This window comes from Streptomyces buecherae (genome assembly GCF_014295035.1).
In the GTDB taxonomy this organism is placed as follows: Bacteria; Actinomycetota; Actinomycetes; order Streptomycetales; family Streptomycetaceae; genus Streptomyces; species Streptomyces youssoufiensis.
In genome coordinates, this window is the sequence record NZ_CP060404.1 from 6,387,685 (window position 1) to 6,413,167 (window position 25,483).

Genomic DNA, 25,483 nt, shown 5'->3' on the forward strand with positions numbered 1-25,483 from the left:
AAGCACTGATGACGATCCGTCTGCTGACCGGGGCCACCGGCTTTGTCGGCGGCACCGTGGTCCTGGAACTGCTGGAGCGCACCGAGGGCGTCATCTACGCCATGGTGCGCGGCAGCGACGACGAGGTAGCAACCAAGCGCCTGCACGAGGCGCTGAACGGCCTGGCCGAGGGCTACGGACGCCCCGAGCTGGCCACCGCGATCGCCGAGCGCACCCGGGCCATCCGCGGCGACATGACCGTCGCCGGCGGCGGCGTCGACCTGGCCACCGCCCCCCGGATCGACGAGCTGTGGCACTGCGCGGCGTCCCTGCGGTACGAGGAGGAGTACCGCGACGAGATCGAGGCGCAGAACATCGGCGGCACCCGCAACATCCTCCAACTCGCCCAGGACCTCGGCGCCACCACGTTCAACTACGTCAGCACCTCCTACGTCGCCGGCGCCCGGCGCGGCCTGATCCGCGAGGTGCGCGCCACCGACACCTCGGTGGCCAACAACAGCTACGAGCGCTCCAAGATCCAGGCCGAGGCGCTGGTCCTGGACGCCGCCGACCGGATGCGCGTCCGCGTGCTGCGCCCCAGCATCGTCATCGGGCACAGCGTCACCCGGCACGGCATCAACTGGTCGGGCATGTACGGTTTCGCCCGACAGGTGCTGCTCTTCAAGCGCGTGGCCGGCCGCCGGCTCGGCGTCGAGATGCTGCCCGACACGCCGGTGCGGCTGCTGGCCGACCCCGAGTCGCGGCTGAACTTCGTACCGGTGGACATGGTGGCCCGCAACGCGGTCTCCATCGCGCTCTCCGACTCGCCGGAGACCTTCTTCCACCTGGCCAACTCCGAGCAGCCCACCACCAGCGACGTGATCACCACGGTGATGGACCTGGTCGGCCTGCCCAGCCCCATCTGGGCCTCGGACACCACCGACTTCACGCCCGTGGACGACGTCTTCGACAAGGGCATGGACTTCTACCGCCCGCACATGAAGAACAGCAAGACGTTCGACCTGACGCACACCGACGCCGTCTGCGGCGCGGACGCCTCGCGGGCTCCGATGGGCATCGATGACCTGGCCGAGTACGTCCTGTACTTCCTGCGCCAGCAGCGGGGGTTCGACGAGAGCGCCGGCCTCGGGCGCGTGGTCAAGCCCGCCACCGAGCGCCTGCGCGTGGCCTAGGCCGCGGCGGTCGCGGCCCGCACCCGGCGGTCGCGACCGCCGCACCTCCCGTACCGCCCGCACTTCCCCGTATCGCCCGCACTGTCCGTACCGACCGCACCACCCCGAGCCTGCCAGCACACGCGGGCAGTGAATGGAGGACCCCAATGCACAGCCCGGAAGCAGTAGCGGAGAAGCTGCGCGCCCTGCTGGAGGACATAGTCGGCGGCGCTGTGCCGCTGGACGAGCCGGGTGCCCGCACGGTGCCGCTGTGGAACCTCGGCCTGACCTCGACCGGCTTCATGCGCCTGCTCGACGCCATCGACGAGACGTTCGGCGTCGAGTGGGACCTGCTGGACTCGGTCGACGCCGTCTCCTCGTTCGACAACCTGGTGGCGCACATCGCCGCCGAGCCCGACACCCGCGCGGCCGTGCGCGAGGGAGCCGACCAGTGAGCCGGCGCACCATGGCGCTGGCCACCGCGCCCGCGGAGGCCGCACGCCGCCACCCGGGCGCCTCCCTCTACCTGGACCGCCCGCTCGACCTGTTCCCGGCCGCCGGCACCGAGCTGAGCTTCGTGGACTTCCGCGACCGCGTCGACCAGGCCGCGGGGCTGCTCGCCGCCGCCGGGGTCAGCGCCGGCGGCCGGGTCGTCATCGTCAAGCGGCCCAACTTCGACGTGCCGCTGCTCGCCTTCGCGTGCGCCCGGATCGGCGCCGTGCCCGTGCTGGTGCACGACGCGGTCGGGGCGGCCTCGCTCGGCGCCCTGGTGCGCACCGCCGAACCGGTCGCGATCGTCACCGACGCCGCCATCGAGGCCGGCGGCACCCTGGCCGAGGTGGCGGCCGACGCCGCGCCCCGCTGGTACGTCGGCGCCGCCGGCGCCCACGGCCGCTCGCTCGGCGACCTGAGCCCGGCCCCGCTGCCCGCGCTGGCCGTGCCGCCGCAGGACTCCCCGCAGTTGGTCACGCACAGCTCCGGCACCACCGGGGTGCCCAAGCTGGTCGTGCACTCCGTCAGGAGCTTCGCCGGGCACGCCAAGCCGCAGGTCATGATCGGCCGGGTGCTGCGCGTCAACGACCCGCTGCTGATGTGCCTGTCGCCGGTGCACGCGCGCAGCATGTCCGGCATGCTCGCCATCCTCGCCCTCGGCGTGCCGCTGGGCTTCATGGTCGACCCCGAGCCGGCCAACGCCGCCGCCATGATGGCCCGGGTCCGCCCCGGCCTCCTGGAGACCGTGCCCAACGTGTTCATCCGCTGGGAGGAGGTGGCCGAGCAGCGGCCCGAACTCTTCGCGGGCGTACGGATGTTCCTCAGCTCCTTCGACGCCGCCCACCCCAGGACCATCAACACGCTGCTGCGGGTCGCCAAGCCCAAGGCCCGCTACCTCCAGGCGTACGGCCAGTCCGAGACCGGCCCCGTCACCGTCAAACTGCACCGGCTCGGCGGCGGCTGCGAGGACGGCCGCTGCGTGGGCAAGCCGGTCTTCGGGCACACCAGGATTCGCATCAGCGACGAGAACGGCGACACCCACCTCGGCAAGCAGACCCCCGGCGCGATCTTCGCCCGCTCCGGCGGCATCACCCCCAGCTACATCGGCTACCCCGACCAGCGGAAGAACGGCTGGTGGGCGATGGGGGACTACGGGATGATCAGCAAGAAGGGCTGCCTGCACCTGTACGACCGGCTGGTGGACCGCGCCAGCGGCGTGGACAGCCTGCTGGCCACCGAGGACCACATCCTGGAGAGCATCCCGCAGCTCACCGAGGCCGTGCTGATCCCGGTCGAGGACGGGCCGCCGGTGCCGCTGGTGTGCACGCGCGGCGACCTGCCGCTCGACCCGGTGGCCTGGGCGGCGGCGACCAAGGAACTGCCGCCGCTGGCGGACCCGGTGCACTGCCGCTGGGACGACATCCCGCACACCGCCACGTGGAAGGTCAAGCGACTCGAGGTCGCGCGCCGGCTCGCCGCCGGCGAGCTGACCCGGCTCGCGGAACGGTAAAAGGCGACAAGGAGCCCGGAAGATGACGACCGATCACCGGAACGCGGCGGGCGACCCGCCGGCCTCGCGGCTTGAGGCCCTGAAGCGCGGCGTGGAGAGGATGATCCCGGTACCCGCCGGGCACCGGGACGCCCGGCTGGACGTGGACGAGGCGGCCCATCAACTCGGCTGCGACAGCGAGCTGGTGGAGCTGCTGGTGGCGGCCGGCTTCCCGGCCGAGGAGACGCCGCGGGGTCCGCGGTTCGACTACCACGACGTGATGAACCTGGGCCTGCAGTCCGGCACCGGCAAGTCGGTGGCCGAACTCGGCGAGCGCTCCTGCATGCGACTGGCCACGGGCAGGCCGGAGAGCTGGACGACGGCCCGCACCTGGCGCGTGCGGCTCGCCGCCTCCGTCGAGGGCTCGCCCGAGACCGTGGTCGCCCCGCTGCCGCCGGAACCCAAGGTGCTCGGCGGCGAACTCCTCGCGTGGCAGGCGGACGTCGACGGCCCCGGCACCGCCGAGGCCCGCCTGACCACCCGGGGCCTGGTGGACAGCCCGCGCACCGACGCCGTGCGCGACATCCACGACCAGCTCCTGGACGAACTGGCCACCGGCGTCTACCAGTACGGCTGGATACCCGGCACGCTGCGCGCCGAGCCGCGCACCGCGCTCGCCCACCGGATGGCCGACTGCGTGGTCTCCGCCTGGCTGATGCGCGAGCGCGCCGAGGAGGCCGGCCTGCGCGCCCGCACCCGCAAGGGGTTCCTGCTCGGCCTCATCGGCGTCGAGCACGCCTGGACCGAGGTGTACGAGGAGGGGCGCTGGCTGGTGCTCGACCCGGTGCTCGCCTATCTCGGCGGGCGCCAGCGCAATACCGCCCCCGAGTTCGCCGACTTCTGCCGCGGTTCCATTCACAATCGCGTACTCGCCTGGGACCGAACGGCCGAAGAGCCACTGGCCGATCACGTCTCTGCCAATGGCGAGCGAATTCTGGTCGATTGCCGCCCGCTGCCACTGGCCGACTGATCTGATCATCTCCGACACGCCCTCGTCGGAACCGAATCGGCCGGTTCCGAAAGCTCCACACTGGAGGATCTGATGTTCAACAAGCTGGCAGCGCTGGCGACCGGACGCAGAAAGCTGGTGCTCATCCTGTGCCTGCTTTTCTGCGTGGTCGCCGGAGGGCTCGGCGGCAGCGTTTCGAGCAAGCTGTCGTCGGGCGGGTACGAGGTGCCGGACGCGGAATCGACCAAGGCGAGCAAGGCGCTGACCGACCGCTTCGGCACCGGCGAGCCCAACCTGGTGCTGCTGGTGAGGACCCCACAGGGCGCGGACCAGGCGCAGACCGCGCGCAAGGGCGCCGAGCTGACCAGGAAGCTCGGCGACGAGCCCGGCGTCCAGTCGGCCGGCTCCTACTGGACGCTGGGCAAGGACCCCTCGCTGCGCAGCGAGAAGTCCGACTCCGCGCTCGTCCTGGCCCACCTGGAGGGCGACGAGGACGAGGTGGAGGACAACCTGGAGAAGCTGCTCCCGCACTACGAGGACGGCTTCGAGGGGCTCGACGTCCTCTTCGGCGGCCGGGCCGAGGCGTACCGCGAGCTGAACGTCCAGACGCAGGACGACCTGCTCCTCGCGGAGACCATCGCGCTGCCCATCACCCTGGTTCTGCTGATTCTGGTCTTCCGCGGCGTCATCGCCGCCCTGTTGCCGCTCGCCCTCGGAATTGTCTCCATCATCGGCGCCATGCTGGTGTTGCAGATCCTCGTCTCGTTCACCGACGTCTCGGTGTTCGCGATGAATATGACAACGGGGCTCGGACTCGGTCTCGGTATCGACTACAGCCTCTTTGTCGTCAGTCGATACCGCGAGGAACTCGGAAAGGGCGCGACGGTCGAGGAAGCGGTCGCCACGAGCGTCAAGACCGCCGGTCGTACGGTGCTCTACTCGGCCATCACCGTCATTCTGTCGCTTTCCGCCCTGCTGCTGTTCCCCATGTACTTCCTGCGGTCCTTCGCCTACTCCGGCATCGCCGTCGTGGCCTTCGCCGCGCTCTCCACCCTGGTGATGCTGCCGGCGCTGCTGGCCGTCATCGGGCCGCGCATCAACAAGTGGTCGTGGACCAAGCAGCGGACCAGGTCGGTCGAGGACGGTTTCTGGCACAAGGTCGCCACCAGGGTGATGCGCCGCCCGGTCCCGTTCGCCTCCGGCGTCATCGTCGTACTCCTGGTGCTCGGCGGCCCGTTCCTCGGCATCAGCTTCAACCTCGCCGACGAGCGCGCGCTGCCCAAGGACGCCGAGGCGCACCGGGTCAACACCACGCTCTCGCAGGACTACACGGCCCGCGAGATGGAGCCGGTCATGGTCGTCGCCGAGGGCCTCGGCGACCCCAGCGCCAGGACGGCCGAGATCGGCGACTACGCCAGCGCGCTCTCCCAACTCGACAACGTCGCCCGGGTGGACGCGCTGACCGGCTCGTACGCCGAGGGTCGCCAGGTCACCCGGGCCAACAAGGAGTCGGCCCGGTACGCGGGTGAGGACGGCACCTGGCTGTCGGTGGTGCCCAGCGTCGGCTCCTACAGCGACGAGGGCCAGGACGTGGTGCGCGACGTCCGCGCCACCAACGCCCCCTTCGACGTCAAGGTGGGCGGCACCGGGCCGGCGTTCCACGACACCATGGACTCGCTCGGCGACCGACTGCCGTACAGCATCGCGCTGATCGCCGTCTCCACCTTCGTCCTGCTCTTCCTGCTCACCGGCAGCGTCCTGGTGCCCGTCAAGGCGCTGGTGCTCAACCTGCTCAGCCTGACGGCCACCTTCGGCGCCATGGTCTGGATCTTCCAGGACGGGCACCTGCAGTGGCTGGTGGGCGACTTCACGGTCACCGGCGGCATCGTGGCCACCACGCCGATCATGATGTTCTGCGTGGCGTTCGGCCTCTCCATGGACTACGAGGTCTTCCTCCTCTCGCGGATCAAGGAGGAGTACGACCTGACCGGCGACAACACCCGCTCCGTCGCGCTCGGCCTGGAGCGCACCGGCGGCATCGTCACCGCCGCCGCCGTGCTCGTGGCCACGGTCTTCCTGTCCTTCGTCGTCTCCGGCATCACGTACATGAAGATCCTGGGCCTCGGTATGGCACTGGCCGTGATCATGGACGCGACCCTGGTGCGGGGCGTGCTCGTGCCGGCCTTCATGCGGCTGGCCGGCAGGTGGAACTGGTGGGCCCCCGGCCCGCTGGCCGGCCTCCACCAGCGCTTCGGGCTCAGGGAGGGCGGCGAGACCGCCCCCGCTCCCGCCCCGGCCCCGGCGCGCAAGGACTCGGAGGTCGGCGGCTAGACCACGGCGCCCACGCGCACCCGAGCGGCGGCGGGGCCCACGCCACGGCCCACGGCCCCGCCGCCCACGTCGGCGTACGACGGCGCCCGCCGCCCCGCCACCGCTCCGCCGAGGCCGCCACGTACCCAGCGCCCGCACCACCCGCACCACCCGCACACCACGAGGGGAAGCCGAAGCCGTGACCGACCAGATCGCACCGGGTCACCGACCGCTGCCGGAGCCCAGCCACCTGCCGCGACCGCTCGACCGCGCCGCCCACGCCACGCCCAGCACCGCCGGCCGGGAGGCCCGCTGATGTGGGTGGCCCACCTCGTCCGCCGCCACCGCCAGCGGCGCCCCGACGCGCTGGCGGTGGTGGCCGGCGCGCGCGAGCTGACCTGGCGCGAGCTGGACGCCCGCACCGACGCGCTGGCCAGCGCGCTGCTCGACCGGGGCGTACGGCGCGGCGAGCGGATCGCGGTCAGCTCGCCGAACCGCGCCGAGGTCCTTGAGCTGTACGTCGCCGCGGCCAAGGCGGGCGTCATCGTCTGCCCCGTCAACCACACCTTCCCCGGGCCCGAGGTCGCGTACGTCATCGACACCGTCGAGCCGGTGGGCGTCTTCGTCGAGCGGTCCGTGCTCGACCGGCACGGCGACGTACTCGGCGACGGCTGGCGGGTGACGCTCGGTTCGCCCGCGTACGAGGCGATGGCCACCGGGCCCGTGCGGACGCTGCCGCTGCCCCGGCAGGACGACATCCACGCCATCCTGCACACCTCGGCCACCACGGGCCGGGCCAAGGGCGTGACGGTCACCCACCGCTCCCTGTCCGCCTGTTACACCGGGATGGCCGCCGAGCTGGGCTTCGGCCCGGGCGATGTCATGGTCAACCCGTGCCCGCTGTTCCACGGCAGCATGGTCATCGGCCTCGCCCTGCTCGCCGCCGGCGGCACCCTCGTCCTGGAGCCCGAGTTCACCCCGGAGCGGTTCCTGGCCGACGTGGCCCGACACCGCGCCACCCGCGCCTTCCTGGTGCCCGCCATGGTCCGCGCCGTGCTGCGCGCGGCGGCCTTCGACGCGGCGGAGTTGGCCACCCTCACCGAGGTGATGTGCGGCGGCGCGCCGATCCCCGACGAGGTGTTGCGGGAGGCGCTTGAGCGCTTCCCGTGCCCGCTGCGCAACGTCTACGGCATCACCGAGGGCGGCGGGCCCATCGCCGCCATGCTCTTCGACCGCGCCCAGGTGACCGGTGGTGCCGCCGGCATCGCCGACGCCACCGCCGAACTGCGGCTGCGCTCGGCGGGGCGGATGCTGCCCGGCTGCCACATCGAGATCCACGACCGCGCGGGCCGCCGGGTGCCGCCCGGCGAGATCGGCGAGCTGTGCGTGCGCGGCGACGGGCGGATGCTCGGCTACTGGGGCGACGAGGCCGCGACGGCCGAGGTGCTGCGCGACGGCTGGCTGCGCACCGGCGACGCCGCGTACGCCGATCCGGACGGCTACCTCTACCTCGTCGACCGGCTCCGCGACGTCATCGACCGGGGCGGCCGACACGTCTACCCGGCCGAGGTCGAGCGGGTGCTCGCGGCCCAGCCCGGGGTGGCGGACGTGGCCGTGGTGGGCGAGCCGTGCGCGCGGTGGGGCGAGGTGCCCGTCGCGTTCGTCGCCGCGGCCGAGCCGGCGCCGAGGGCCTCCGCCCTGCTCGCCGCCTGCGTCGCCGAACTGGCCGGCTACAAGCGCCCGGCGCGCGTGGTGTTCGTCCCCGAGGTGCCGCGCAGCACCGCGGGCAAGGTGCTGCGCCGGGTGCTGCGCGCTGGCCTCGGCCAGCCGGCCACCGACACCCACGGCGCGCCCGACCTGACCACCGGCGCCCGGCCCGCGACCACCGAGGCCCGGCCCACCGGCGCGCCGAGCGCCGACACCGGGGCAACCGACACGCCGACCACCGACGTCCAGGCCACGGGCGCCGAGGCCATCGACGTCCAGGCCACGGGCGCCGAGGCCACCGGCGTCCAGGCGGCCGGCCCGGCGCCGGGCGGCGAGCCGGCCACCGGCCCGGGCGAGGGCGGGCCGGGCGCCCGGCCGAGCGGTGCCGACGCCGCTTCGACCAGCACACAGGCGCCGACCGACGGCGCCGCACAGGACACCAGCGGGAGTGGCGAGGCGGACCTTCCGCCCGCCACCCCGGCCAAGGGGGTATGAGGACGATGCGAGTTGCGTGCGTGGGCGCCGGTCCCGGCGGGTTGATGCTCGCCCTGTTGCTGCGCCGGCTCGGCGACCACGAGGTGGACGTCTTCGAGCGCAGCCCGGCCGACGCCACCTTCGGCTTCGGCGTGGTCTTCTCCCGGCTGAGCCTGGCCCGGCTGCGGCAGGCCGCGCCCGACGTGGTCGCCGCCCTCCTCGACCAGGGCGCCCGCTGGGAGGACGTGGAGGTGCGCCGCGACGGCCACGCCGTGCGCTCCTCGGGCCACGGCTTCGCCGCCGTCGAGCGGCGCGCGCTGCTGCTGAGCCTGCAGAAGCTGGCCCGCGAGTCCGGCGCCCGGCTGCACTACCGCACCGAGGCCGACGCCACCGACCTGCTGGAGCGCTACGACGTGGTGGTCGCCGCCGACGGCGCCGGCAGCCGCACCCGCGCGGCCAGGTCCCAGGAGTGGGGCGCCCGCCAGGTCACCGGCGAGAGCCGGTACGCGTGGTTCGGCGTGGAACGCGCCTTCGACGCGATGACCTTCCTGTTCGCCGACGGCGGGCACGGCCCGGTCGGCGCGCACGTCTACCCGTACACCCGGGACAAGTCCACCTTCCTGGTGGAGATCAGCGCGGAGACCTTCCGGGCCGGCGGGTTCGTCGACGGACACACCCAGCCGCCGGGGTGGAACGACGAGCAGGCCATGGAGTACTGCGCCAAGGTCTTCGCCGCCGACCTGGAGGGCGCGCGGCTGATCGGCAACGGATCGCGCTGGCTGACGTTCTCGCACGTCGACGCCGACCGCTGGTCCCACGGCCGCCTGGTCGGCATCGGCGACGCCGTGCACACCGCGCACTTCTCGGTCGGCTCCGGCACCACCATGGCCCTGGAGGACGCCACCGAACTCGCCCGCCGCCTGCACGACGCCGCCGCGAGCGGCCCCGACGCGCTGGAGGAGGCCCTGGTCGCGTACGAGAAGGCCCGCCGGCCGATCGTGACGGGCATCCAGCGGGCGGCCTGGGCCAGCCGCCGGATGTGGGAGCACCAGGAGGACCACGCCGACCTGGACGTCGGCACGCTCATGCTGCGCCTGCTCAGCCGCAGCGGACAGTCCCCGGCCGACCTGCTGCTGCGCCTCGACAAGGGGCTCGCCGAGCGCTGCGGGCACGCGTGGACCCCCAAGCCCACCGAGCCGGTGCCCACCCTGGTGGGCGTGGGCGAGCCGGCCGAACCCGGCGACGCGGTGCTCGTGAGGGCGGTGGACGAGCCCCTCGCGCCGATGCGGGACGCGGACACCGTGGTCGTCGAAGTCGACGCGACGGGCGGCACGTTGGACGCGTTCCTGAGCGGCGCGACGGCCCGCCTGCGGCAGGCGCGCGCGGCGGCGCCCGGCGCCCGGGTCGGCGTGCTGGTGCGCGCCACCGCGCCCGCCGAGGAGCCGGTGGCCACGGCCGTGGCGCGGGTGGCCGCACTGGTGCGGGCCGAGACCGTGGACGTGGTGGCGGTGGCCCCGGGCGAGGGTGACGCGGCCGACAACCGGGCCGCACAGATGGCGCTGAGCGAACGCGTCCGCGCCGTCACCGGCGCCCGCACCGCCTACGTCTGCCCGCCGGCCGAACTCAGCCAGGGCTGGACCCACGTGCAGTCCGCCCGCGCGGACCTCCTCTGGACCACCACCGCGTGACCCGGTGATCGACACGGGGTGCCCGCGCGGCACCCGGGCTTGAAAGGAGCCGGGAGATGACCCTGCTGGAAGCCGCCGAACCGCCCGCCACCCGGGCGGCACAGACCACGCGGTGGACCACGCCGGCCGGCGTGCGGGTGGTGCGCACCACCGAGCACGTCGGCAGCGCCACGGCCCTCCGCGGCGTCCTGGAGGACGCGCTGTGCGAACGCCGCGGGCTGCTCCAGTTCCGGGACGGTGACCGGGCGATCGGCTACCTCGACCCGCCCGTCGAGGTCACCGCGTCCGGCGCCCAGGTCACCTTCCGCGCCCTGAACGACCGCGGCGGGCTGCTGCTCCCGGTGCTCGGCGCGCTCCTGGACGGGGTGCCCTCGCTCACCCGGATCAGCGGCCTCACGGGGGCCGACGGCACCGCCCGGGGCGGGGACAGCGTGCGGGTGCAGGGCGCGCCTCCGGCCGGGCTGTTCGCCGAGGAGGACCGCACCCGCCAGGTCGGCGTCTTCGCCGCCGTCCGCGCCCTGGTCGAGGGCATGGCCGGGCCCGACCCGCTGCTCGGCCTGTACGGGGCGTTCGGCTACGACCTGATCTTCCAGGTGGACCCGATGGAGCAGCACCAGCGGCGTACGCCAGGCGACCGCGACATGGTGCTGCACCTGCCGGACGCGCTGTACGAACTCGACCTGCACAGCGACGAGGCGCTGCGGCACGCCTACGAGTTCCGGGTCCCGGCCGGCAGCACCGAGGGGCTGGAGCGCACCACCCCCGCCTGCCCGTTCGCGCCCGGCCGGCGCCCCGTCAGGGAACGGGACCTGGAGCCCGGCGAGTACGCCCGGGTGGTGGACGCGGCCATGCCGCTGTTCCGCTCCGGGGCCCTGTTCGAGGCCGTGCCCGGACAGGTCTTCCGGCGCGCGGTCAGCGGCGGCCCGGCCCAGCTCTTCCGCCGGCTGCGGCACCGCAACCCGGCCCCGCGCAGCCTGCTGATGAACCTCGCCGACGGGGAGTTCCTGGTCGGCGCCTCGCCCGAGATGTTCGTCCGGGTCCGCCGCGACGCCGGCGCCGACGGGACGCGCACCCTGGTCGAGTCGTCGCCGATCAGCGGCACCATCCGGCGCGGCGGCAACGCCCTGGAGGACGCCGAGCACATCCGTACCCTGCTCAACTCGGCCAAGGACGAGAACGAGCTGACCATGTGCACCGACGTGGACCGGGGCGACAAGTCCCGGGTGTGCGTGCCGGGCACCGTGCGGGTCACCGCCCGGCGCCGCATCGAGATGTACTCCAGCCTCATCCACACCGTCGACCACGTCGAGGGCGAACTGCGCCCGGGCCTCGACGCGTTGGACGCGCTGATGGCGCACCTGTGGGCGGTCACCGTGACCGGCGCGCCCAAGCTGGCGGCCGTCGAGTTCATCGAGCGGCACGAGCGCTCGCCGCGCCGCTGGTACGGCGGCGCCGTCGGCCGGGTCGGCTTCGACGGCGGCCTGGACACGGTGCTCACGCTGCGCACCATCGAGCTGCGCGACGGCGTGGCCACCGTGCGGGTGGGCGCGACGTTGCTGCACGACTCGCGGCCCGAGGACGAGGAGCAGGAGACCGAACTCAAGGCCAGGACGCTGCTTGAGGTGTTGGAGGACAGCGTCGACCGGCCGGCCGCCGGCCGGCTGCACGTGCGCGAGGCGCCGGGCGAGGGGCGCAGCGTGCTCATCGTCGACCACCGCGACTCCTTCGTGCACTGCCTGGCCGGCTACTTCCGCGAGACCGGCGCCCAGGTGGACACCTACCGCAGCGGCGGACACCTGCGCCTGCTTGAGGAGCGGCGGCCCGACCTGGTGGTGCTCTCGCCGGGCCCCGGCACCCCGTCCGACTTCGCCACCGCCGCCACCATCGCCGAGGCCGAACGCCTGGCCATCCCCGCCTTCGGGGTCTGCCTGGGACTCCAGGGACTGGTCGAGTACTTCGGCGGACGCCTGGCCACGCTGCCCGCGCCCGTGCACGGCAAGCGCTCGCGCGTCCTGCGCACCACCACCGACTCGCTCCTCCTGGACGGGCTGCCGCCGGCCTTCGACGCGGGCCGCTACCACTCGCTGTACGCGGTGCCCGAGCTGCTGCCCGAGCAGCTCAAGGTCACCGCGACCACGGAGGAGGGGCGGGTCGCGATGGCCGTGGAGATGCCCGAACGCGGCTTCGCCGCCGTGCAGTTCCACCCGGAGTCGATCCTGACCGTCGCCGGGCACACCGGCCGGACCGTCATCGGCAACGCCGTGACCCACCTGATGCGCCGCGCGCCGCGCGGGGCCGGCCGGTGAACGGGCCCGTGGGCCGCCCCGCCCACCCACGCCGCCCGCCGTCAGCGCCGCCGCCGGCCCACTGAACCCGCCAGCCCTACCGGCACCTCCCCCCAGCAGTCAGCACCACCCCCACCGTCACCTCACCACCACTTCTACCGCCACCTCTACCGGCAGGACGGACGCGCATGACCTCCAGGCAGCAAGCCGTGTGCGTAGTAGGCGCGGGGCCACGTGGCCTCTCCGTGCTAGAGCGCCTGTGCGCCGCCGCGCGCGGGACCAGCCGCGACACCCGGCTCCACATCCACCTCGTCGACCCCCATCCGCCCGGGCCCGGCCGCGTCTGGCGCGTCGACCAGTCCCGGCAGTTGCTCATGAACACCGTCGCGGGACAGATATCCCTGTTCACCGACGACAGCGTCGAACTCCAGGGACCCCTCGAACCGGGCCCGAGCCTCTACCAGTGGGCCCAGGCGCTGCTGGCCCCGGGCGGCGCGGCCGACTGCGGCGACCCGGCCTACCGCGACGTCACCCTGGCCGAGGCGCGCGATCTCGGCCCCGACTCGTACCCCACCCGCGCCTTCTACGGCCAGTACCTGACCTGGGTCTTCGACCGGATCGTCGCCGGCGCCCCGGCCCATGTGCACCTCACCACGCACGCCGCCCGGGCCGTCGCCCTGGACGACGCGCAGGCGCGGCCGGGGCACGAGGTGCCGCTCCAGCGGGTGACGCTGTCCAACGGCACCGTGCTGGACGGACTGGACGCCGTGGTACTCGCCCTGGGCCACCTGCCCGCCGATGCCGGCGCGGGGGAGCGCGCGATCGCCGAGCAGGCCAGCGCCCACGGCCTCGGCTACCTGCCGCCGGCCAACCCGGCCGACGTCGACCTGAGCGCGATCGGCGCCGGCGAGCCGGTGCTGCTGCGCGGCCTCGGGCTGAACTTCTTCGACTACCAGGCCCTGCTGACCGCCGGCCGCGGCGGCGTCTTCGAGCGCGTGGCCGGCCGCCTGGTCTACCGGCCCTCCGGCCGCGAGCCGCGCCTGTACGCCGGCTCCCGCCGCGGCATCCCGTACCAGGCGCGCGGCGAGAACGAGAAGGGCCCGCACGGGCGGCACGAGCCGCTGCTGCTCACTCCCGAGAAGATCGCCGAGCTGCACCGCAGGCCCGAGGACAGCCCGGGCGTGGACTTCCGCGCCGAGGTGTGGCCGCTGGTCGCCAAGGAGGCCGAGACGGTCTACTACAGCGCCCTGCTGGCCAGCCGCGACCGGGCCGCCGACGTCGAGGGGTTCCGCAAGGAGTACCTGGACCGGCCCTGGAACAGCGCCGAGGAGTCCCAGGTGCTCGACGCGTACGGGATCGCCGGGGCCGACCGCTGGGACTGGGACGGCCTCGCCCATCCCTACCGTGACCAGGAGTTCGACGGCCCTGCCGACTTCGAGCGCTGGCTCCTGGACCACCTGCGCACCGACGTCGCCCAGGCCCGCCGGGGCAACGTCAGCGGCCCGCACAAGGCCGCCCTCGACGTGCTGCGCGACCTGCGCAACGAGATCCGGCTCGTGGTGGACCACGGCGGGCTGCACGGCGACAGCCACCGCGAACACCTGGACCGCTGGTACACCCCGCTCAACGCCTACCTGTCCATCGGCCCGCCCGCCCGGCGCACCGAGGAGATGGTGGCCCTCATCGAGGCCGGCGTGCTGCGCGTGATCGGCCCCGACCTACGCGTGGACGTCAGCGCGGACGGCTACCGCGCCACGTCCCCGTACGTCCCGGACTCGACGGTGCGCGCGCGGTTCCTCATCGAGGCCCGGCTGCCCGACATCACGCTGCGCCGCACCGGCGACGCGCTGCTGCGCCACCTCCGGGACAGCGGGCAGTGCCGCGCGCACCGCGTCGCCACCCGGGACGGCGGCTGGTACGAGACCGACGGCCTGGCCGTCACCGCCCGCCCGTTCCACCTCCTGGACGCCGCCGACCGCCCGCACCCGCGCCGCTTCGCCTTCGGCGTGCCCACCGAGGCCGTGCACTGGGTCACCGCCGCCGGCATCAGGCCCGGCGTGGGATCGGTGACCCTCACCGACTCCGACGCCATCGCCCTGGCCGCCCTGGCCTGCGGCGCCGCGAGCGCCCCCGACCCGGAGCCGGCCCGCACCGAGAGCGCGGCCTGACCGCGCCCGGGTCGCCAGCCCAGTCCCACTCAGCCCACCCGCTCCACCGAACCCCACCCACCCACGAAGGCCCACGAAGGGACGCGAGTAACGAGATGACAGCCCACCGCAGTGAACCCGTCGGGTCGTTGGACGCGGGACTGCTGTCCCCGGTCAGAGCGGCCACGCCCGTCGAGGCGGAGGTCGACGACCAGGCGTGGCTGCGCGCCATGATCGAGGCGGAGGTCGCCCTCGCCCGTGCCCAGGCCCGCCTGGGCACGGTTCCGGCCCAGGCGGCGGAGGTCATCGCCGCCGTCGGCGCCGACGCCGAACTCGACCTGGTGGCCCTCGCGCACGCGGCCCGGGAGACCGCCAACCCGGTCGTCGGCTTCGTCCAGGCGCTGACCTCGGCCGTGGCCGACCGGGACGCGCTGGCGGCCGACTACGTCCACCGCGGCTCCACCAGCCAGGACGTGCTGGACACCGCGGCCATGCTGGTCACCCGGCGGGCCGTGCGGCTGATCCTGGCCGACCTGGACCGCTGCCGGGCCGCCCTCGAACGGCTGGCCCGCGACCACCGGGACACCCCGATGGCCGGCCGCACCCTCACCCTGCACGCGGTGCCGACCACCTTCGGGCTCAAGGCGGCCGGCTGGCTCGACCTGGTCCGCCAGGCCATCCACCGCCTCCAGACGCTGGCCGACACGCTGCCGGTGGAACTCGGCGGCGCCGCCGGCACGCTGGCCGGCTACCTGGAGTACGCGGGCCACGGGGACACCGGGGACGGGGCGGTCCGGGAGCGGCGGCGGGCCGAGGCCGCCGCGTACGGCGAGGCCCTGACCGCCGCGTACGCCGACGAACTCGACCTGGCCGTGCCGCTGTTGCCCTGGCACGTGCTGCGCACCCCGCTGGCCGACGTCGCGGCGGCCACCTCGTTCCTGGCCGGCGCGCTCGGCAAGATCGCCGTGGACGTGCAGTCGCTGACCCGCACCGAGGTCGGCGAGGTCAGCGAGCCGGGGCCGGCCGGGCGCGGCGCGTCCTCGGCCATGCCGCACAAGCGCAACCCCGTCCTGGCCACCCTGATCCGCTCGGCCGCCCTGCAACTGCCGCAGTTGGCCGCCGGGTTGTACGGCTGCATGCTCACCGAGGACGAGCGCTCCGGTGGCGCCTGGCACGCCGAGTGGCAGCCGCTGCGCGAGTGCCTGCGGCTGGCCGGCGGCGCCGCGCACACCGCGGCCGAACTCCTGACCGGCCTTGAGCCGCACCCGGAGCGGATGCGCGCCAACCTCGACCTGACCGGCGGGCAGATCGTCTCCGAGCGCGTCGCCGCCGTGCTCACCCCGCACCTGGGCAAGGCGCGCGCCAAGGCCGTGCTCGGCGCGGCGGCCCGCACCGCCGCCGAGCGCGGTTGCGGGCTCGGCACGGTCCTGGCCGAACTGCCCGACGTCACCGCCCACCTCGACGAGGAGGACATCAACGGGCTGCTCGACCCCGCCCGCTACACCGGGGCGGCGTCGGCTCTCACCGATCGGGCCCTACGCGCCTGAGCGGGGCACCACTGACACACCGAGCCGGCCACGCGCCGGGCCTCTAGGGAGCACCACACCATGACCCCCACGCACCATCGCACGTCCCGCCTGCCCTCGCTGACCGGCATGCGCTTCATCGCCGCGCTGATGGTCTTCGCCTTCCACGTCGCCTGGGAGCGCTTCTTCCGCGACGCCGAGGTGCAGGGCGACTACGCCGACGTCGTGAACAAGGCCGGCTGGATCGGCGTCTCGTTCTTCTTCGTGCTCAGCGGGTTCGTCCTCGCCTGGTCGCGCCGCGCGGGCGACAGCTCACCCCGGTTCTGGCGCCGCCGGATCGCCAAGGTCTACCCCGGGCACTTCGTGACCGCCCTGGTGGCCTTCTGGCTGATCTCGCGCACCGACGGCATGCTGGCTGCCGCGGGCACGGTCGACGCCGACGAGGCGATCACCAACCTGCTGCTGATCCACTCCTGGTGGCCCGAGTACGACGTGTTCCTCAGCGGCAACGCCGTCAGCTGGTCGCTCGCCTGCGAACTCTTCTTCTACCTGGCCTTCCCCGTGCTGTGGAGGGGGATCTCCCGCATCCGCCCCTCGCACCTGTGGCCCGCCACCGTGGTCGTGACCGCCGCGATCGTCTGCGTACCGCTGGTGGCCAAGCTGGTCACCGCGGAACCGGTGATGATGCTTCCCGACGGCACCGCGAGCCTCAAGCAGTACTGGTTCGTCTACATCTTCCCGCCGGTGCGCGCCCTGGAGTTCGTGCTCGGCATGCTGCTGGCCCGGGTGCTGGCCGAGGGCAGGTGGTTCCGGCTGCCGCTGATCGTGCCGATCGCGCTGTTCGGCCTCGGCTACTACCTGGCCGCGCGGGAGGTCCCGTACCTCTACAGCCTGGTGGCCGCCACCATCATCCCGATCGCGCTGCTGATCCCGGCCGCCGCCGACGCCGACATCCGCGGCCGGGGCAGTTGGTTCGCCAGCAAGCCGATGGTCTGGCTCGGCGAGCGCTCGTTCGCCTTCTACCTGGTGCACCTGCTGGTCCTGCTGTACGGGCACGACTGGCTGGGCCGCGGCAAGAACTGGGAAACCGGCCAGGCCGTCCTCGTCATCATCGGCTTCCTGCTGGTCAGCCTGGCGATCTCGGCCGTGCTCTACGAGGCGGTCGAGAAGCCCGGCATGCGCTACCTCAGCGACTCCCGGCCGACGCGGTCCGCCCCCGGCAGCGGCGGCGCCGCGCGGGAGGCGGGCATGGCCCCCGGCACGTCGGAACCCGCCGGGCCGGACTCTGTCGCGCCGGACTCCGCCGAGCGGGCCCGCGCCGCGCGGTCGAGCGGCGACAGCGACGAGCGGGTGCCGAGCAAGACCTGAACCGGTCGTCGCCGGCCACCTCCGGTCGGCCTCCGGCCGGGGTCGGCCGGCGCCGGCTGACCGACCCCGCGTCGGGGGCGCCGACCGGCACGGCGGCGCCCCGGGGCGGCCCGCTCTCGCGGCGGGCCGCCCCCGCGCCCGGTGCCGCGAGGCTTCAGTCCGCGGCCCGCGAGACCAGGGTCAGGTAGACGGTGACCACGTGCTCGCCCTGGTCGGTGCCCACCTCGCCGCGCAGGTCCACCACGTCGTTGCCGGCCAGCGCCTTGATGCCGTCCACGTGCACGACCACCGTCAGCCGGTCGCCGGCGTAGATGGGCCGGCTGTACTCGAAGCGCTGGTCGCGGTGGACCACGCGGCTGTAGTCCAGGCCGAGTTCGGGGTCGTGCACCACCTGGTCGGTGGCCCGCTGGGCGAGAGTGAAGATGAACGTCGGCGGGGCGATCACATCGGCGTGCCCGTGCTCCCGCGCTGCCTGGGGATCGGTGAAGACGGGGTTCGCCTCCCCCACGGCCGTCGCGAACTCGCGGATCTTCTCGCGGCCCACCTCATAAGGCGCAGTGGGCGGATAAACCCGTCCGACGTAAGAGGCGTCGAGAGGCATGCGGTGCTCCTAGCACATGAACTTGCGGATATCTTGCGGAGAGTGAGTGCGGCAGAACTGGCGGCACCGTAGACGGCCGGAAACGAAAGCGTCGGCCACCCGGCGCCCACGGTCCGGGCGCGATCGGTGGTACGTGCGCGCCGCTCGCGAACCGAGCGGAACAAGGCCCCCCGTTTCGCCTCGCGCGGTCAGTCGCCGCCGTCCCTCCCGGTAATTCCCGGGCCGATAAGCGACCTTGGCGGCGGCCCTCCGCATTGTGCCACGGAACCACGCCCAGGGGACTGCGAAAGAGGCCACACTGACGCGGCGACAGAACACTCGGCCCACCCGGTGAGCGGAATTCACCCCGCGACGATTGGCGGCCACCGGCCGACCAATTGCGCCATGAAACCATCCCCCCGCACCCGGCCCCCACCTCCCGGCCCGCGCCCCGGCCGCCGCCCCGCACGCCCGCGACCTTCGGCTCGTACCTCCCGCGACCCTCGGCTCGTACGCCCGGCCACCCCGCTCCCCGCGCCCGGGCCCCCGGGACCCGAACCGGAGGCGGAGGGAACTGCCGCCGCGGCACGGGACTCTCTACAGGTGTGTCCTCACTCTCCCCCTCCACCCAGGCTGATCCGTCCACGGCGCTGACCGGGCACATGATCGTGTCCGGCGACGACGCCCTGGCCCACCGGCTCGCGGCCGAGTTGCGCGGCGTCTACGGGGAGCGGGTGACGCTCGTGGTGCCGCCCGCGCGGGAGGCCACGGGGCGGCGCGCGCGGGGACGTGCCGTCGTGCGCGCCACGGCGCTGTTCGGGCGCGTGACCGCCGCCATGGCCCGCGCGACCACGACCGGGAACGGCGCCGACCCCGCGACCGGCCCCGCCGACGACGCGCCAACGACGCTGGAAGCGGCGGAACTTGACGAGAGCGTGCTGATCGAGGCGGGCGTGCGGCGGGCCGCCGCGCTCGCCCTGGTCCACGATGACGACGAGGCCAACATCCGGGCCGCGCTCGCCGCCCGCCGCCTCAGCCCCCACCTGCGCCTGGTGATCCGGCTCTACAACCGCAAGCTCGGCCAGCGCCTGGAGGAACTCCTCGACCAGGCGGCGGCCGTCGTCGACCCGGGGAGCGCCGGCGGGGCGGGGGCCGCGCCGGAGGCGGTCACCACCGTGCTCTCCGACGCGGACACCGCCGCCCCCGCGCTCGCGGCCACCGCCATCGCCGGGACCAGCAAGGTCGTCCAGGCGGACGGGCTGATGCTGCGCGTGGTGGAGCGGGCCCCGGCGTCCGGCGGAGCGGACGCCGATCGCGGACTCGGCGTCCTCGCGCTGCTCTCCTCGACCGAGGGCGACCCGGCCGGCTCCGACGGCTCCGACAGCAGCGGCGACGAGGGCCCGCGTCTGCTGCCCGACGAGGCCACCGTACGGGCCGCCACGGGCCGGCGCAGGCTGGTCCTGGAGGCCGTCTCGCACGACGTCCCCGCCCGCTCCTCGCGCCGCGTCGGCGGACGGAGGGCGCCGCTGACCGCGCTGCTGCCCACCCGACTGCGCTGGTCGATCGCGGGCGTGAGCGCCGCGGTGCTGGCACTGGCCGTGACGTCCTGGCTGACCACCGGCGACCACCCGCTGCACGCCGCGTACCTGACGCTGCTCGACCTGTTCGCCATGGGCGACCCGGCGGTGGGGGAGCGCACCAGCCGCCAGGCGATGCAACTGCTGACGGGGTTGATCGGGTTGCTGCTGCTGCCGGTCATGGTCGCCGCCGCGCTGGAGGCGTTCGGCACCTTCCGTACCGCCTCCGCGCTCCGCCGCCCGCCGCGCGGCCTCTCGGGCCACGTCGTGCTGCTCGGCCTCGGCAAGATCGGCACGCGGGTGCTGGTCAGACTGCGGGAGCTGGACATTCCGGTGGTCTGCGTGGAGAACGATCCGGAGGCCCGGGGCATCGCCCTGGCCCGCCGCCTGCGGGTGCCCGTGGTGCTCGGCGACGTCACGCAGGAAGGCGTCCTCGAAGCGGCCAAGATCCACCGCGCCCACGCGCTGTTGGCCCTGACCAGCGTGGACATCACCAACCTTGAGGCCGCCCTGTACGCCCGCTCGGTCCACCCCGGCGTGCGCGTGGCGCTGCGGCTGTACGACGACGACTTCGCCACCGCGGTCTACCGCACCCTGCGCGCCGCCCACCCGCAGGCCCTCACCCGCAGCCGCAGCGTCTCGTCGCTGGCCGCGCCCGCCTTCGCCGGTGCCATGATGGGGCGTCAGGTCCTCGGTGCCTTCTCGGTGGAGCGCAAGGTGCTGCTGGTGGCCGCCGTCGAGGTGGCGGGCCATCCGCGACTCGCGGGCCGCACCGTCGCGCAGGCGTTCCAGGCCGGGGCCTGGCGGGTGCTCGCGCTGGACACCTCGGCCCCCGGCGACCGGTCGGCCGACCTCAGCGCGGCCCCGCCACCCGAGGGCGAGGCCGGCGCCGACGCCCCCCGCCGCCTGGTGTGGGACCTGGACCCGACGTACGAACTGCGCGCCGCCGACCGCGTCGTCCTGGTCGCCACCCGCCGCGGCCTGGCCGAACTCCTCGGCCGCCCGCAGGCGCGCCGCACCGGATAGCACGCCGAACCCGCCGCGATTCCCCGCCCTTTCGCACCGCGGGCAGCCCGCACGTCGTACGCGTTTCTCACCGCCCGCACCGCCACCGCCTAACCGCCCAACGGAGTCCGAGAAACGCGAAACCCGGCAAGTAACTGTCACATCGCGGTGGCTTCACCACGAGAAGAACGCCCACGCTCATGCGCCCTCACGCCATCGGAGGAAACGGCCGCCGAGTGGTACGGAATACGCGACGCGCAGTGCTTGCGTAAGGGCGTCGAAAGGGCGAGTCCGGGCGCTGTGACGGCGAGAGGAAAGGCGGCGGAAACGGGCAGTGCGACGGGCATTGACCGCCCCGCGAAAAAAGGCGAGTGTCCCCTGCGTGACGCGCCCGGTGGGTGAATTCCCCGGTCAGTGCCCCGCCACGCATCTCCGGTGGCCGTCCGCCCGTGACGCCGCCTGGAACCACCACCGCGCGCCGCCGAGCGGCCACCCCGAGCCGGGGGGGAAGCGGGCGGTCCGCGACGGCGCTGGCGCCCGCGAGGGCCCCGGGCGACGGGATGGCCTGCGGGACGCCTTCTCGGTGGGGCGGATGAGCGATAGGTTGCCGGTCCTATGGAACTGGAGTTGCGTCACCTGCGCACACTGGTGACGATCGCGGACACCGGCAGTCTGACCAGGGCCGCTGCCACCCTCCTGCTCTCCCAGCCCGCGGTCTCCACCCAGCTCAAGCGCATCGAGGCGGCATTGGGGCGCCCCGTGTTCATCCGCGAGGCCACGGGCGTGCGGCCGACACGCTTCGGGGACGAGGTGCTCGCGCACGCGCGCAACGCCGTCGCCAGCGCCGACCGCATCCGGGAGAGCAAGCGCATCGCGGCGGCCGAGACGGTGACGGTACGGCTCGGCGGCTCGCCCGGGCCGGTCTTCTCGCACCTGGCGACCAAGCTGTCGGGCCTGATCGACGCGCCCGTGGTCTCGCACCAGTTCCCCTCCGCCTCCTGGGCGTTGGACCGGCTTGCCAATGACCAGCTCGATGTCGCCGCCATCACCGACGTGCCCGGCTACGAGTCCAGGCCCCAGGCCGGCATCGTGCACGCGGTGATCGGTATCGAGCCCGCGCTGGTGCTGCTGCCGCACGCACACCCACTGGCCGAAAAGGAGCGGGTGGACCTGGCGGACCTGGCCGACGAGAGCTGGACCATGTCGCCCCTGGAACGCGACGGGGGCGACCGCGCGGCGTTCATCGCCACCTGCATGGCGGCCGGGTTCACGCCCCGTATCGACCACGACATCGTCGACGCCGGGACCGCCTTCGACCTGGTGATCCAGGGGGCCGCGATCGCCCTGGCCCAGGGCGGGGTGCGGATGCGCGAGGGGACGGTCGCCAAGCGGCTCACCGGCGATCCGATACGGGTGCGCCACGTGCTGGCCTGGCGGGACCCCGGGCGGCTCGCCGACTGCCAGCACACGCTGGTCACGGCCGCCGAGGAGGGCTTCGCCGGTCGACGGCGCGCGGCGGACCTGGAGTGAGGGCGGGCGCGCCGGGTGCGCGAGCGCGCGCCGGCGCCCTTGGGCCAGCGGCCGACAGGCGTGTGGAGCCACGGCTGCCGGCCGCTGGAGTCTTGCGTGGGGGGTGGCAGCACCGGCCCCGGAACCCGGCGACCGGCACGGGCCGGGCCACCGCTCCCCAGAAGCAAACGGCTTGCGAACGACCCGGCCGTGGCTTCACTATCCCGCGCCGCTCGCTGTGCGGCCAATGTCAAAAGCCCATAACGTCAGGTGTTATGGCGGCCCGGGACTGGGCAGCAGACGCCCGTCGAACCTCCGACCACGCCCGGCGGCGGACGGCTCAAAAATACCCGGCGCTCGCGGGAATAGCGCGCGTGCAGGGACCGTTAGGGTTGCCGGAACCACCGCCGAGACGGAAAGCAGGGAGCCGCACATGAGCACGGTGGAACTCACCAAGGACAACTTTGACGAGATCGTTTCCGGGAGTGAATTCGTCCTGATCGACTTCTGGGCTTCCTGGTGCGGCCCGTGCCGCACGTTCTCCCCAGTCTTCGAGAGCGCGTCCGAGCGCCACGACGACCTGGTCTTCGCCAAGGTCAACACCGAGGCGCAGCCGGAGTTGGCGGCGGCCTTCGAGATCCAGTCCATCCCGACGCTGATGATCGTCCGGGACAACATCGCGGTCTTCGCCCAGCCCGGCGCGCTGCCGGCCACCGCGCTGGAGGACGTCATCGGCCAGGCGCGCGCGCTGAACATGGACGAGGTGCGCGCCTCGGTCGCCGACGCGGCGGCCAAGCAGCAGGGCGCGAGTGACTGAACTGCTGTTGGTGCGGCACGGCGAGACGGACTGGAGCCGTTCGGGCCAGCACACGAGCTGGACCGAGCTGCCGCTCACGGAGCGGGGCGCGGAGCAGGCGCGCGCCCTCCGTCCGCTGTTGGCGACCAGGACCCTGGCGAGGGTCCTGGTCAGCCCGCGGAGGCGGGCGCGGGAGACGGCCCGGTTGACCGGTCTGCTCGACCGCGCCGAGGTCGAGAGCGACCTGACCGAATGGGCCTACGGCGCGTACGAGGGCCGGACCACGCCCGACATCCACCGCACCCGCCCCGACTGGGACCTGTGGACCGACGGCGCCCCACAGGAGTCCCCCGAGCGCCCGGGGGAGAGCCCCCAGCAGGTGAGCGCCCGGGTCGACCGGCTGCTCGCCGGGCTCGCCCCGCTGCTGGACGCGGACGCCGAGGACGCCGGTGACGTGCTGCTCTTCGGGCACGGGCACATCCTGCGGGCCGTCGCGGCCCGTCGGCTGGGCCTGCCGGTGGCGGCGGGCGCGCTCTTCCGGCTGGACACGGCCACCGTGAGCCGCATCGGCACCGAGCACGGCCGCCCCGCGGTCACCGGATGGAACGTCCCCGCCGGCTAGGACCGCCGCCCACGAGCGTCCCGCGCGCCACCGACCCCCCCCTCGCCACCAGCACGCGCCACGGACAGCCCCACTCGCGGCACCCAGCCGCGCGAGCCTCACCCGGCCTTGGTCACCCGCTGGAGCAGCCCCCAGGTGAACTCCGCGACGTACGACTCCGGCGCCGGGTCGCCGTCCCCGCCTGGTTCGGCGGGCCCGGCGGGGGCGGTGAAGGCCAGCCGCCAGCGGGTCGGAGCCGTTCCCTCCAGGGGTCGGGCCGGGGCGAAGGCCCGCGCCACCTCGTCCACCGTGCACGACCAGGGCGCCAGGTCGGCGGCGGTGCGCAGGGTGGGCCCCGCCGCCCCCGGGGCGCGCACCAGCCACTCGTTCCAGACCGCCCCGCCCGGGCCGGCCAGCACCTCGAACCGCAGCGTGGGCCACAGCGGCACCGGCCAGCTCAGCGCCTCGCAGGTCAGATCCCCGATCCGGCGCCGGCCCACCGCCTCGGGCGGCCCCAGCACCGACCGGTAGCGCCGCACGGCCCCCTGCTGTCGCGGCGAGCGCACCATGGCCTGCCAGCGGCGGTTCGCCTCACGCAGGTCGGCACGGCTCACCCGCAACGCCCGTAGCGCCTCCGCGACCAGTTCCCCCTGGTGGTCGGCCATCCGTCGGAGCAGCACGAGCTGGAAGTGCAGCGGCCCGAAGGCCGGCCCGAGCCCCTGCGCACCGGACGCGGCGAGCAACGACCTCCCGGCGCCTTCCTCCCCGGCGCCCTCGCCGCCCTCGCCCCCGGCCTCCTCTGCGGTCACCCCCGGGTCCCCGTCCTCGGGCTCGGCGGCGGCGCCGGGCTCCGCGGGATCGGCGTCCGCGTCGGGCGGGCCCGGCGGCCGGCCGGGGGCCGCTGGACGCGCGGAGGGTGCTGGACGATCGGGGTCGGGCGAGACGGCGGCGGGGCTCATGCCCCCATCGTGACGCACCCGGCAGAACGCGGGGGCCCGGGTCCAACGCCTCGTGCGCGTGACGTACGCCGGCGCGCTCGGCCAGCCGCCCTCGGAAGACGTCAGGAGTGCTCTACGAAGGTCAACACGCGCCCCACGTAACGGAGTTGGCGCCGTGCTGGCCAGGTGCCCGGTGGCCGGGCGGTCGACCGGTGGGGAGTCGTCAGGCGCTGGCGCGGACGAGCTGGGCCAGGTGTTCCGCCGCGAGGTGCAGCGGCTCGTCGTCGCTGGAGACGCGGCTCAGCAGCTCGGCGCCTTCGAGGGTGGAGAGGATCGTGCAGGCCAGGGCCGTGGCCTTGACCTCGGGGATCGCGCCGTCCTTGAGCTTGGAGGCGATCAGTTCGCGCCACTGGCGCAGCGCCTCGTCGGAGGTGCGCTGGATGACGGGGGAGCGGCCGATGATCTCCAGCGCGGTGGCCGCGACGGGGCAGCCGTCGGTCCAGTTGGACTCGCGGAGCGTGTCGGCCAGCAGGTGCGCGCAGTTCGCGACGGCCTCGGCGGGCTCGTCGGCGCTGGAGAGCCCCCGGCGCAGCAGGTCGGTGAAGTCGGCGGCGCCGAAGCGCAGCGCCTCGGCCGCCAGCTCCTCCTTGCCGGCCGGGAAGAAGTGGTAGAGGGAGCCGTAGGTGGCCTCCGCCTCCCGCAGGATCTGCTTGACGCTGGTGCCCTCGTACCCCTGGCGTTGCAGCAGCGTCGCCGTCGCCACCACGAGCCGGGTTCGGGTGTCACTGCGCGCTTCTGGCTGAGCAGTCGTCCGTTCCGTGGCGTTCATGC

Annotated in this window: 18 protein-coding genes; 15 read left to right on the forward strand and 3 right to left on the reverse strand. The window is 74.0% G+C overall.

The window, feature by feature from the left end; genetic code table 11:
- Positions 1–8 precede the first annotated feature (8 nt).
- The 11 genes from H7H31_RS25300 to H7H31_RS25350 all read left to right on the forward strand — a co-directional run bounded on the left by H7H31_RS25300 (position 9) and on the right by H7H31_RS25350 (position 17,646).
- A complete protein-coding gene (locus H7H31_RS25300) occupies positions 9–1,172 on the forward strand; it encodes an SDR family oxidoreductase (RefSeq protein WP_187062566.1) in 1,164 nt (387 codons plus the stop codon).
- Between the two features lie 146 nt (positions 1,173–1,318).
- Entirely contained in the window at positions 1,319–1,606 is a 288-nt protein-coding gene (locus tag H7H31_RS25305) for a phosphopantetheine-binding protein (protein ID WP_176161471.1), read from the forward strand.
- Positions 1,603–3,153, forward strand: coding sequence for an AMP-binding protein (locus H7H31_RS25310; RefSeq protein ID WP_187062567.1), 1,551 nt, complete (start codon positions 1,603–1,605; stop codon positions 3,151–3,153). Before H7H31_RS25305 ends, H7H31_RS25310 begins: the two co-directional genes overlap by 4 nt.
- A gap of 22 nt (positions 3,154–3,175) precedes the next feature.
- Positions 3,176–4,162, forward strand: coding sequence for a transglutaminase domain-containing protein (locus tag H7H31_RS25315; protein WP_187062568.1), 987 nt, complete (start codon positions 3,176–3,178; stop codon positions 4,160–4,162).
- 72 nt (positions 4,163–4,234) lie between these two features.
- On the forward strand, positions 4,235–6,472 hold the full coding sequence (locus H7H31_RS25320) for an MMPL family transporter (protein ID WP_187118092.1): 2,238 nt from the start codon (positions 4,235–4,237) through the stop codon (positions 6,470–6,472).
- A gap of 294 nt (positions 6,473–6,766) precedes the next feature.
- Positions 6,767–8,653, forward strand: a complete 1,887-nt coding sequence (locus H7H31_RS25325) for an AMP-binding protein (RefSeq protein ID WP_187061866.1) — start codon at positions 6,767–6,769, stop codon at positions 8,651–8,653.
- Positions 8,654–8,658: 5 nt separating this feature from the next.
- Positions 8,659–10,320 (forward strand): FAD-dependent monooxygenase, encoded by a 1,662-nt coding sequence (locus H7H31_RS25330; protein ID WP_187061867.1) that lies wholly within the window; start codon positions 8,659–8,661, stop codon positions 10,318–10,320.
- A 56-nt stretch (positions 10,321–10,376) separates the two neighbouring features.
- Positions 10,377–12,626, forward strand: coding sequence for an anthranilate synthase component I (locus tag H7H31_RS25335; RefSeq protein WP_187061868.1), 2,250 nt, complete (start codon positions 10,377–10,379; stop codon positions 12,624–12,626).
- 167 nt (positions 12,627–12,793) lie between these two features.
- On the forward strand, positions 12,794–14,773 hold the full coding sequence (locus tag H7H31_RS25340) for an FAD/NAD(P)-binding protein (RefSeq protein ID WP_187061869.1): 1,980 nt from the start codon (positions 12,794–12,796) through the stop codon (positions 14,771–14,773).
- 95 nt (positions 14,774–14,868) lie between these two features.
- Positions 14,869–16,299, forward strand: a complete 1,431-nt coding sequence (gene pcaB / locus H7H31_RS25345; protein ID WP_187061870.1) for a 3-carboxy-cis,cis-muconate cycloisomerase — start codon at positions 14,869–14,871, stop codon at positions 16,297–16,299.
- A gap of 60 nt (positions 16,300–16,359) precedes the next feature.
- A complete protein-coding gene (locus H7H31_RS25350) occupies positions 16,360–17,646 on the forward strand; it encodes an acyltransferase family protein (RefSeq protein ID WP_187061871.1) in 1,287 nt (428 codons plus the stop codon).
- A gap of 154 nt (positions 17,647–17,800) precedes the next feature.
- Here the strand turns inward: H7H31_RS25350 and H7H31_RS25355 are convergent, their stop codons facing one another.
- Positions 17,801–18,247: a MaoC family dehydratase N-terminal domain-containing protein gene (locus H7H31_RS25355; RefSeq protein WP_187061872.1), complete on the reverse strand. Its 447-nt coding sequence runs from the start codon at positions 18,245–18,247 to the stop codon at positions 17,801–17,803.
- 641 nt (positions 18,248–18,888) lie between these two features.
- Here H7H31_RS25355 and H7H31_RS25360 point away from each other — a divergent pair.
- From H7H31_RS25360 to H7H31_RS25375, 4 genes are all read left to right on the forward strand, one after another.
- On the forward strand, positions 18,889–20,829 hold the full coding sequence (locus tag H7H31_RS25360) for an NAD-binding protein (RefSeq protein ID WP_187064312.1): 1,941 nt from the start codon (positions 18,889–18,891) through the stop codon (positions 20,827–20,829).
- Between the two features lie 594 nt (positions 20,830–21,423).
- Complete coding sequence (locus tag H7H31_RS25365; RefSeq protein ID WP_187064289.1) at positions 21,424–22,338, forward strand: LysR family transcriptional regulator; 915 nt, start codon at positions 21,424–21,426, stop codon at positions 22,336–22,338.
- Between the two features lie 412 nt (positions 22,339–22,750).
- Complete coding sequence (gene trxA / locus H7H31_RS25370; protein ID WP_176161459.1) at positions 22,751–23,134, forward strand: thioredoxin; 384 nt, start codon at positions 22,751–22,753, stop codon at positions 23,132–23,134.
- Positions 23,127–23,735, forward strand: coding sequence for a histidine phosphatase family protein (locus tag H7H31_RS25375; RefSeq protein ID WP_187064290.1), 609 nt, complete (start codon positions 23,127–23,129; stop codon positions 23,733–23,735). Before trxA ends, H7H31_RS25375 begins: the two co-directional genes overlap by 8 nt.
- A gap of 98 nt (positions 23,736–23,833) precedes the next feature.
- On the opposite strand, the gene H7H31_RS25380 is transcribed toward H7H31_RS25375, so the two are convergent.
- Both H7H31_RS25380 and H7H31_RS25385 read right to left on the reverse strand, forming a co-directional pair.
- On the reverse strand, positions 23,834–24,379 hold the full coding sequence (locus H7H31_RS25380; protein ID WP_232110364.1) for a hypothetical protein: 546 nt from the start codon (positions 24,377–24,379) through the stop codon (positions 23,834–23,836).
- Between the two features lie 496 nt (positions 24,380–24,875).
- Positions 24,876–25,481: a TetR/AcrR family transcriptional regulator gene (locus H7H31_RS25385; protein WP_176161457.1), complete on the reverse strand. Its 606-nt coding sequence runs from the start codon at positions 25,479–25,481 to the stop codon at positions 24,876–24,878.
- Between the last annotated feature and the right edge of the window lie 2 nt (positions 25,482–25,483).

Excerpts from the sequence above, each read along its gene's own strand:
- H7H31_RS25340 (WP_187061869.1), top strand. The coding sequence starts at position 12,794 with ATGACCTCCAGGCAGCAAGCCGTGTGCGTAGTAGGCGCGGGGCCACGT.
- H7H31_RS25355 (WP_187061872.1), bottom strand. The coding sequence starts at position 18,247 with ATGCCTCTCGACGCCTCTTACGTCGGACGGGTTTATCCGCCCACTGCG.
- H7H31_RS25330 (WP_187061867.1), top strand. The coding sequence starts at position 8,659 with ATGCGAGTTGCGTGCGTGGGCGCCGGTCCCGGCGGGTTGATGCTCGCC.
- trxA (WP_176161459.1), top strand. The coding sequence starts at position 22,751 with ATGAGCACGGTGGAACTCACCAAGGACAACTTTGACGAGATCGTTTCC.
- H7H31_RS25380 (WP_232110364.1), bottom strand. The coding sequence starts at position 24,379 with ATGGCCGACCACCAGGGGGAACTGGTCGCGGAGGCGCTACGGGCGTTG.
- H7H31_RS25385 (WP_176161457.1), bottom strand. The coding sequence starts at position 25,481 with ATGAACGCCACGGAACGGACGACTGCTCAGCCAGAAGCGCGCAGTGAC.
- H7H31_RS25305 (WP_176161471.1), top strand. The coding sequence starts at position 1,319 with ATGCACAGCCCGGAAGCAGTAGCGGAGAAGCTGCGCGCCCTGCTGGAG.
- H7H31_RS25320 (WP_187118092.1), top strand. The coding sequence starts at position 4,235 with ATGTTCAACAAGCTGGCAGCGCTGGCGACCGGACGCAGAAAGCTGGTG.
- H7H31_RS25360 (WP_187064312.1), top strand. The coding sequence starts at position 18,889 with ATGATCGTGTCCGGCGACGACGCCCTGGCCCACCGGCTCGCGGCCGAG.
- H7H31_RS25335 (WP_187061868.1), top strand. The coding sequence starts at position 10,377 with ATGACCCTGCTGGAAGCCGCCGAACCGCCCGCCACCCGGGCGGCACAG.
- H7H31_RS25300 (WP_187062566.1), top strand. The coding sequence starts at position 9 with ATGACGATCCGTCTGCTGACCGGGGCCACCGGCTTTGTCGGCGGCACC.
- H7H31_RS25365 (WP_187064289.1), top strand. The coding sequence starts at position 21,424 with ATGGAACTGGAGTTGCGTCACCTGCGCACACTGGTGACGATCGCGGAC.
- H7H31_RS25350 (WP_187061871.1), top strand. The coding sequence starts at position 16,360 with ATGACCCCCACGCACCATCGCACGTCCCGCCTGCCCTCGCTGACCGGC.
- H7H31_RS25315 (WP_187062568.1), top strand. The coding sequence starts at position 3,176 with ATGACGACCGATCACCGGAACGCGGCGGGCGACCCGCCGGCCTCGCGG.
- H7H31_RS25325 (WP_187061866.1), top strand. The coding sequence starts at position 6,767 with ATGTGGGTGGCCCACCTCGTCCGCCGCCACCGCCAGCGGCGCCCCGAC.
- pcaB (WP_187061870.1), top strand. The coding sequence starts at position 14,869 with ATGACAGCCCACCGCAGTGAACCCGTCGGGTCGTTGGACGCGGGACTG.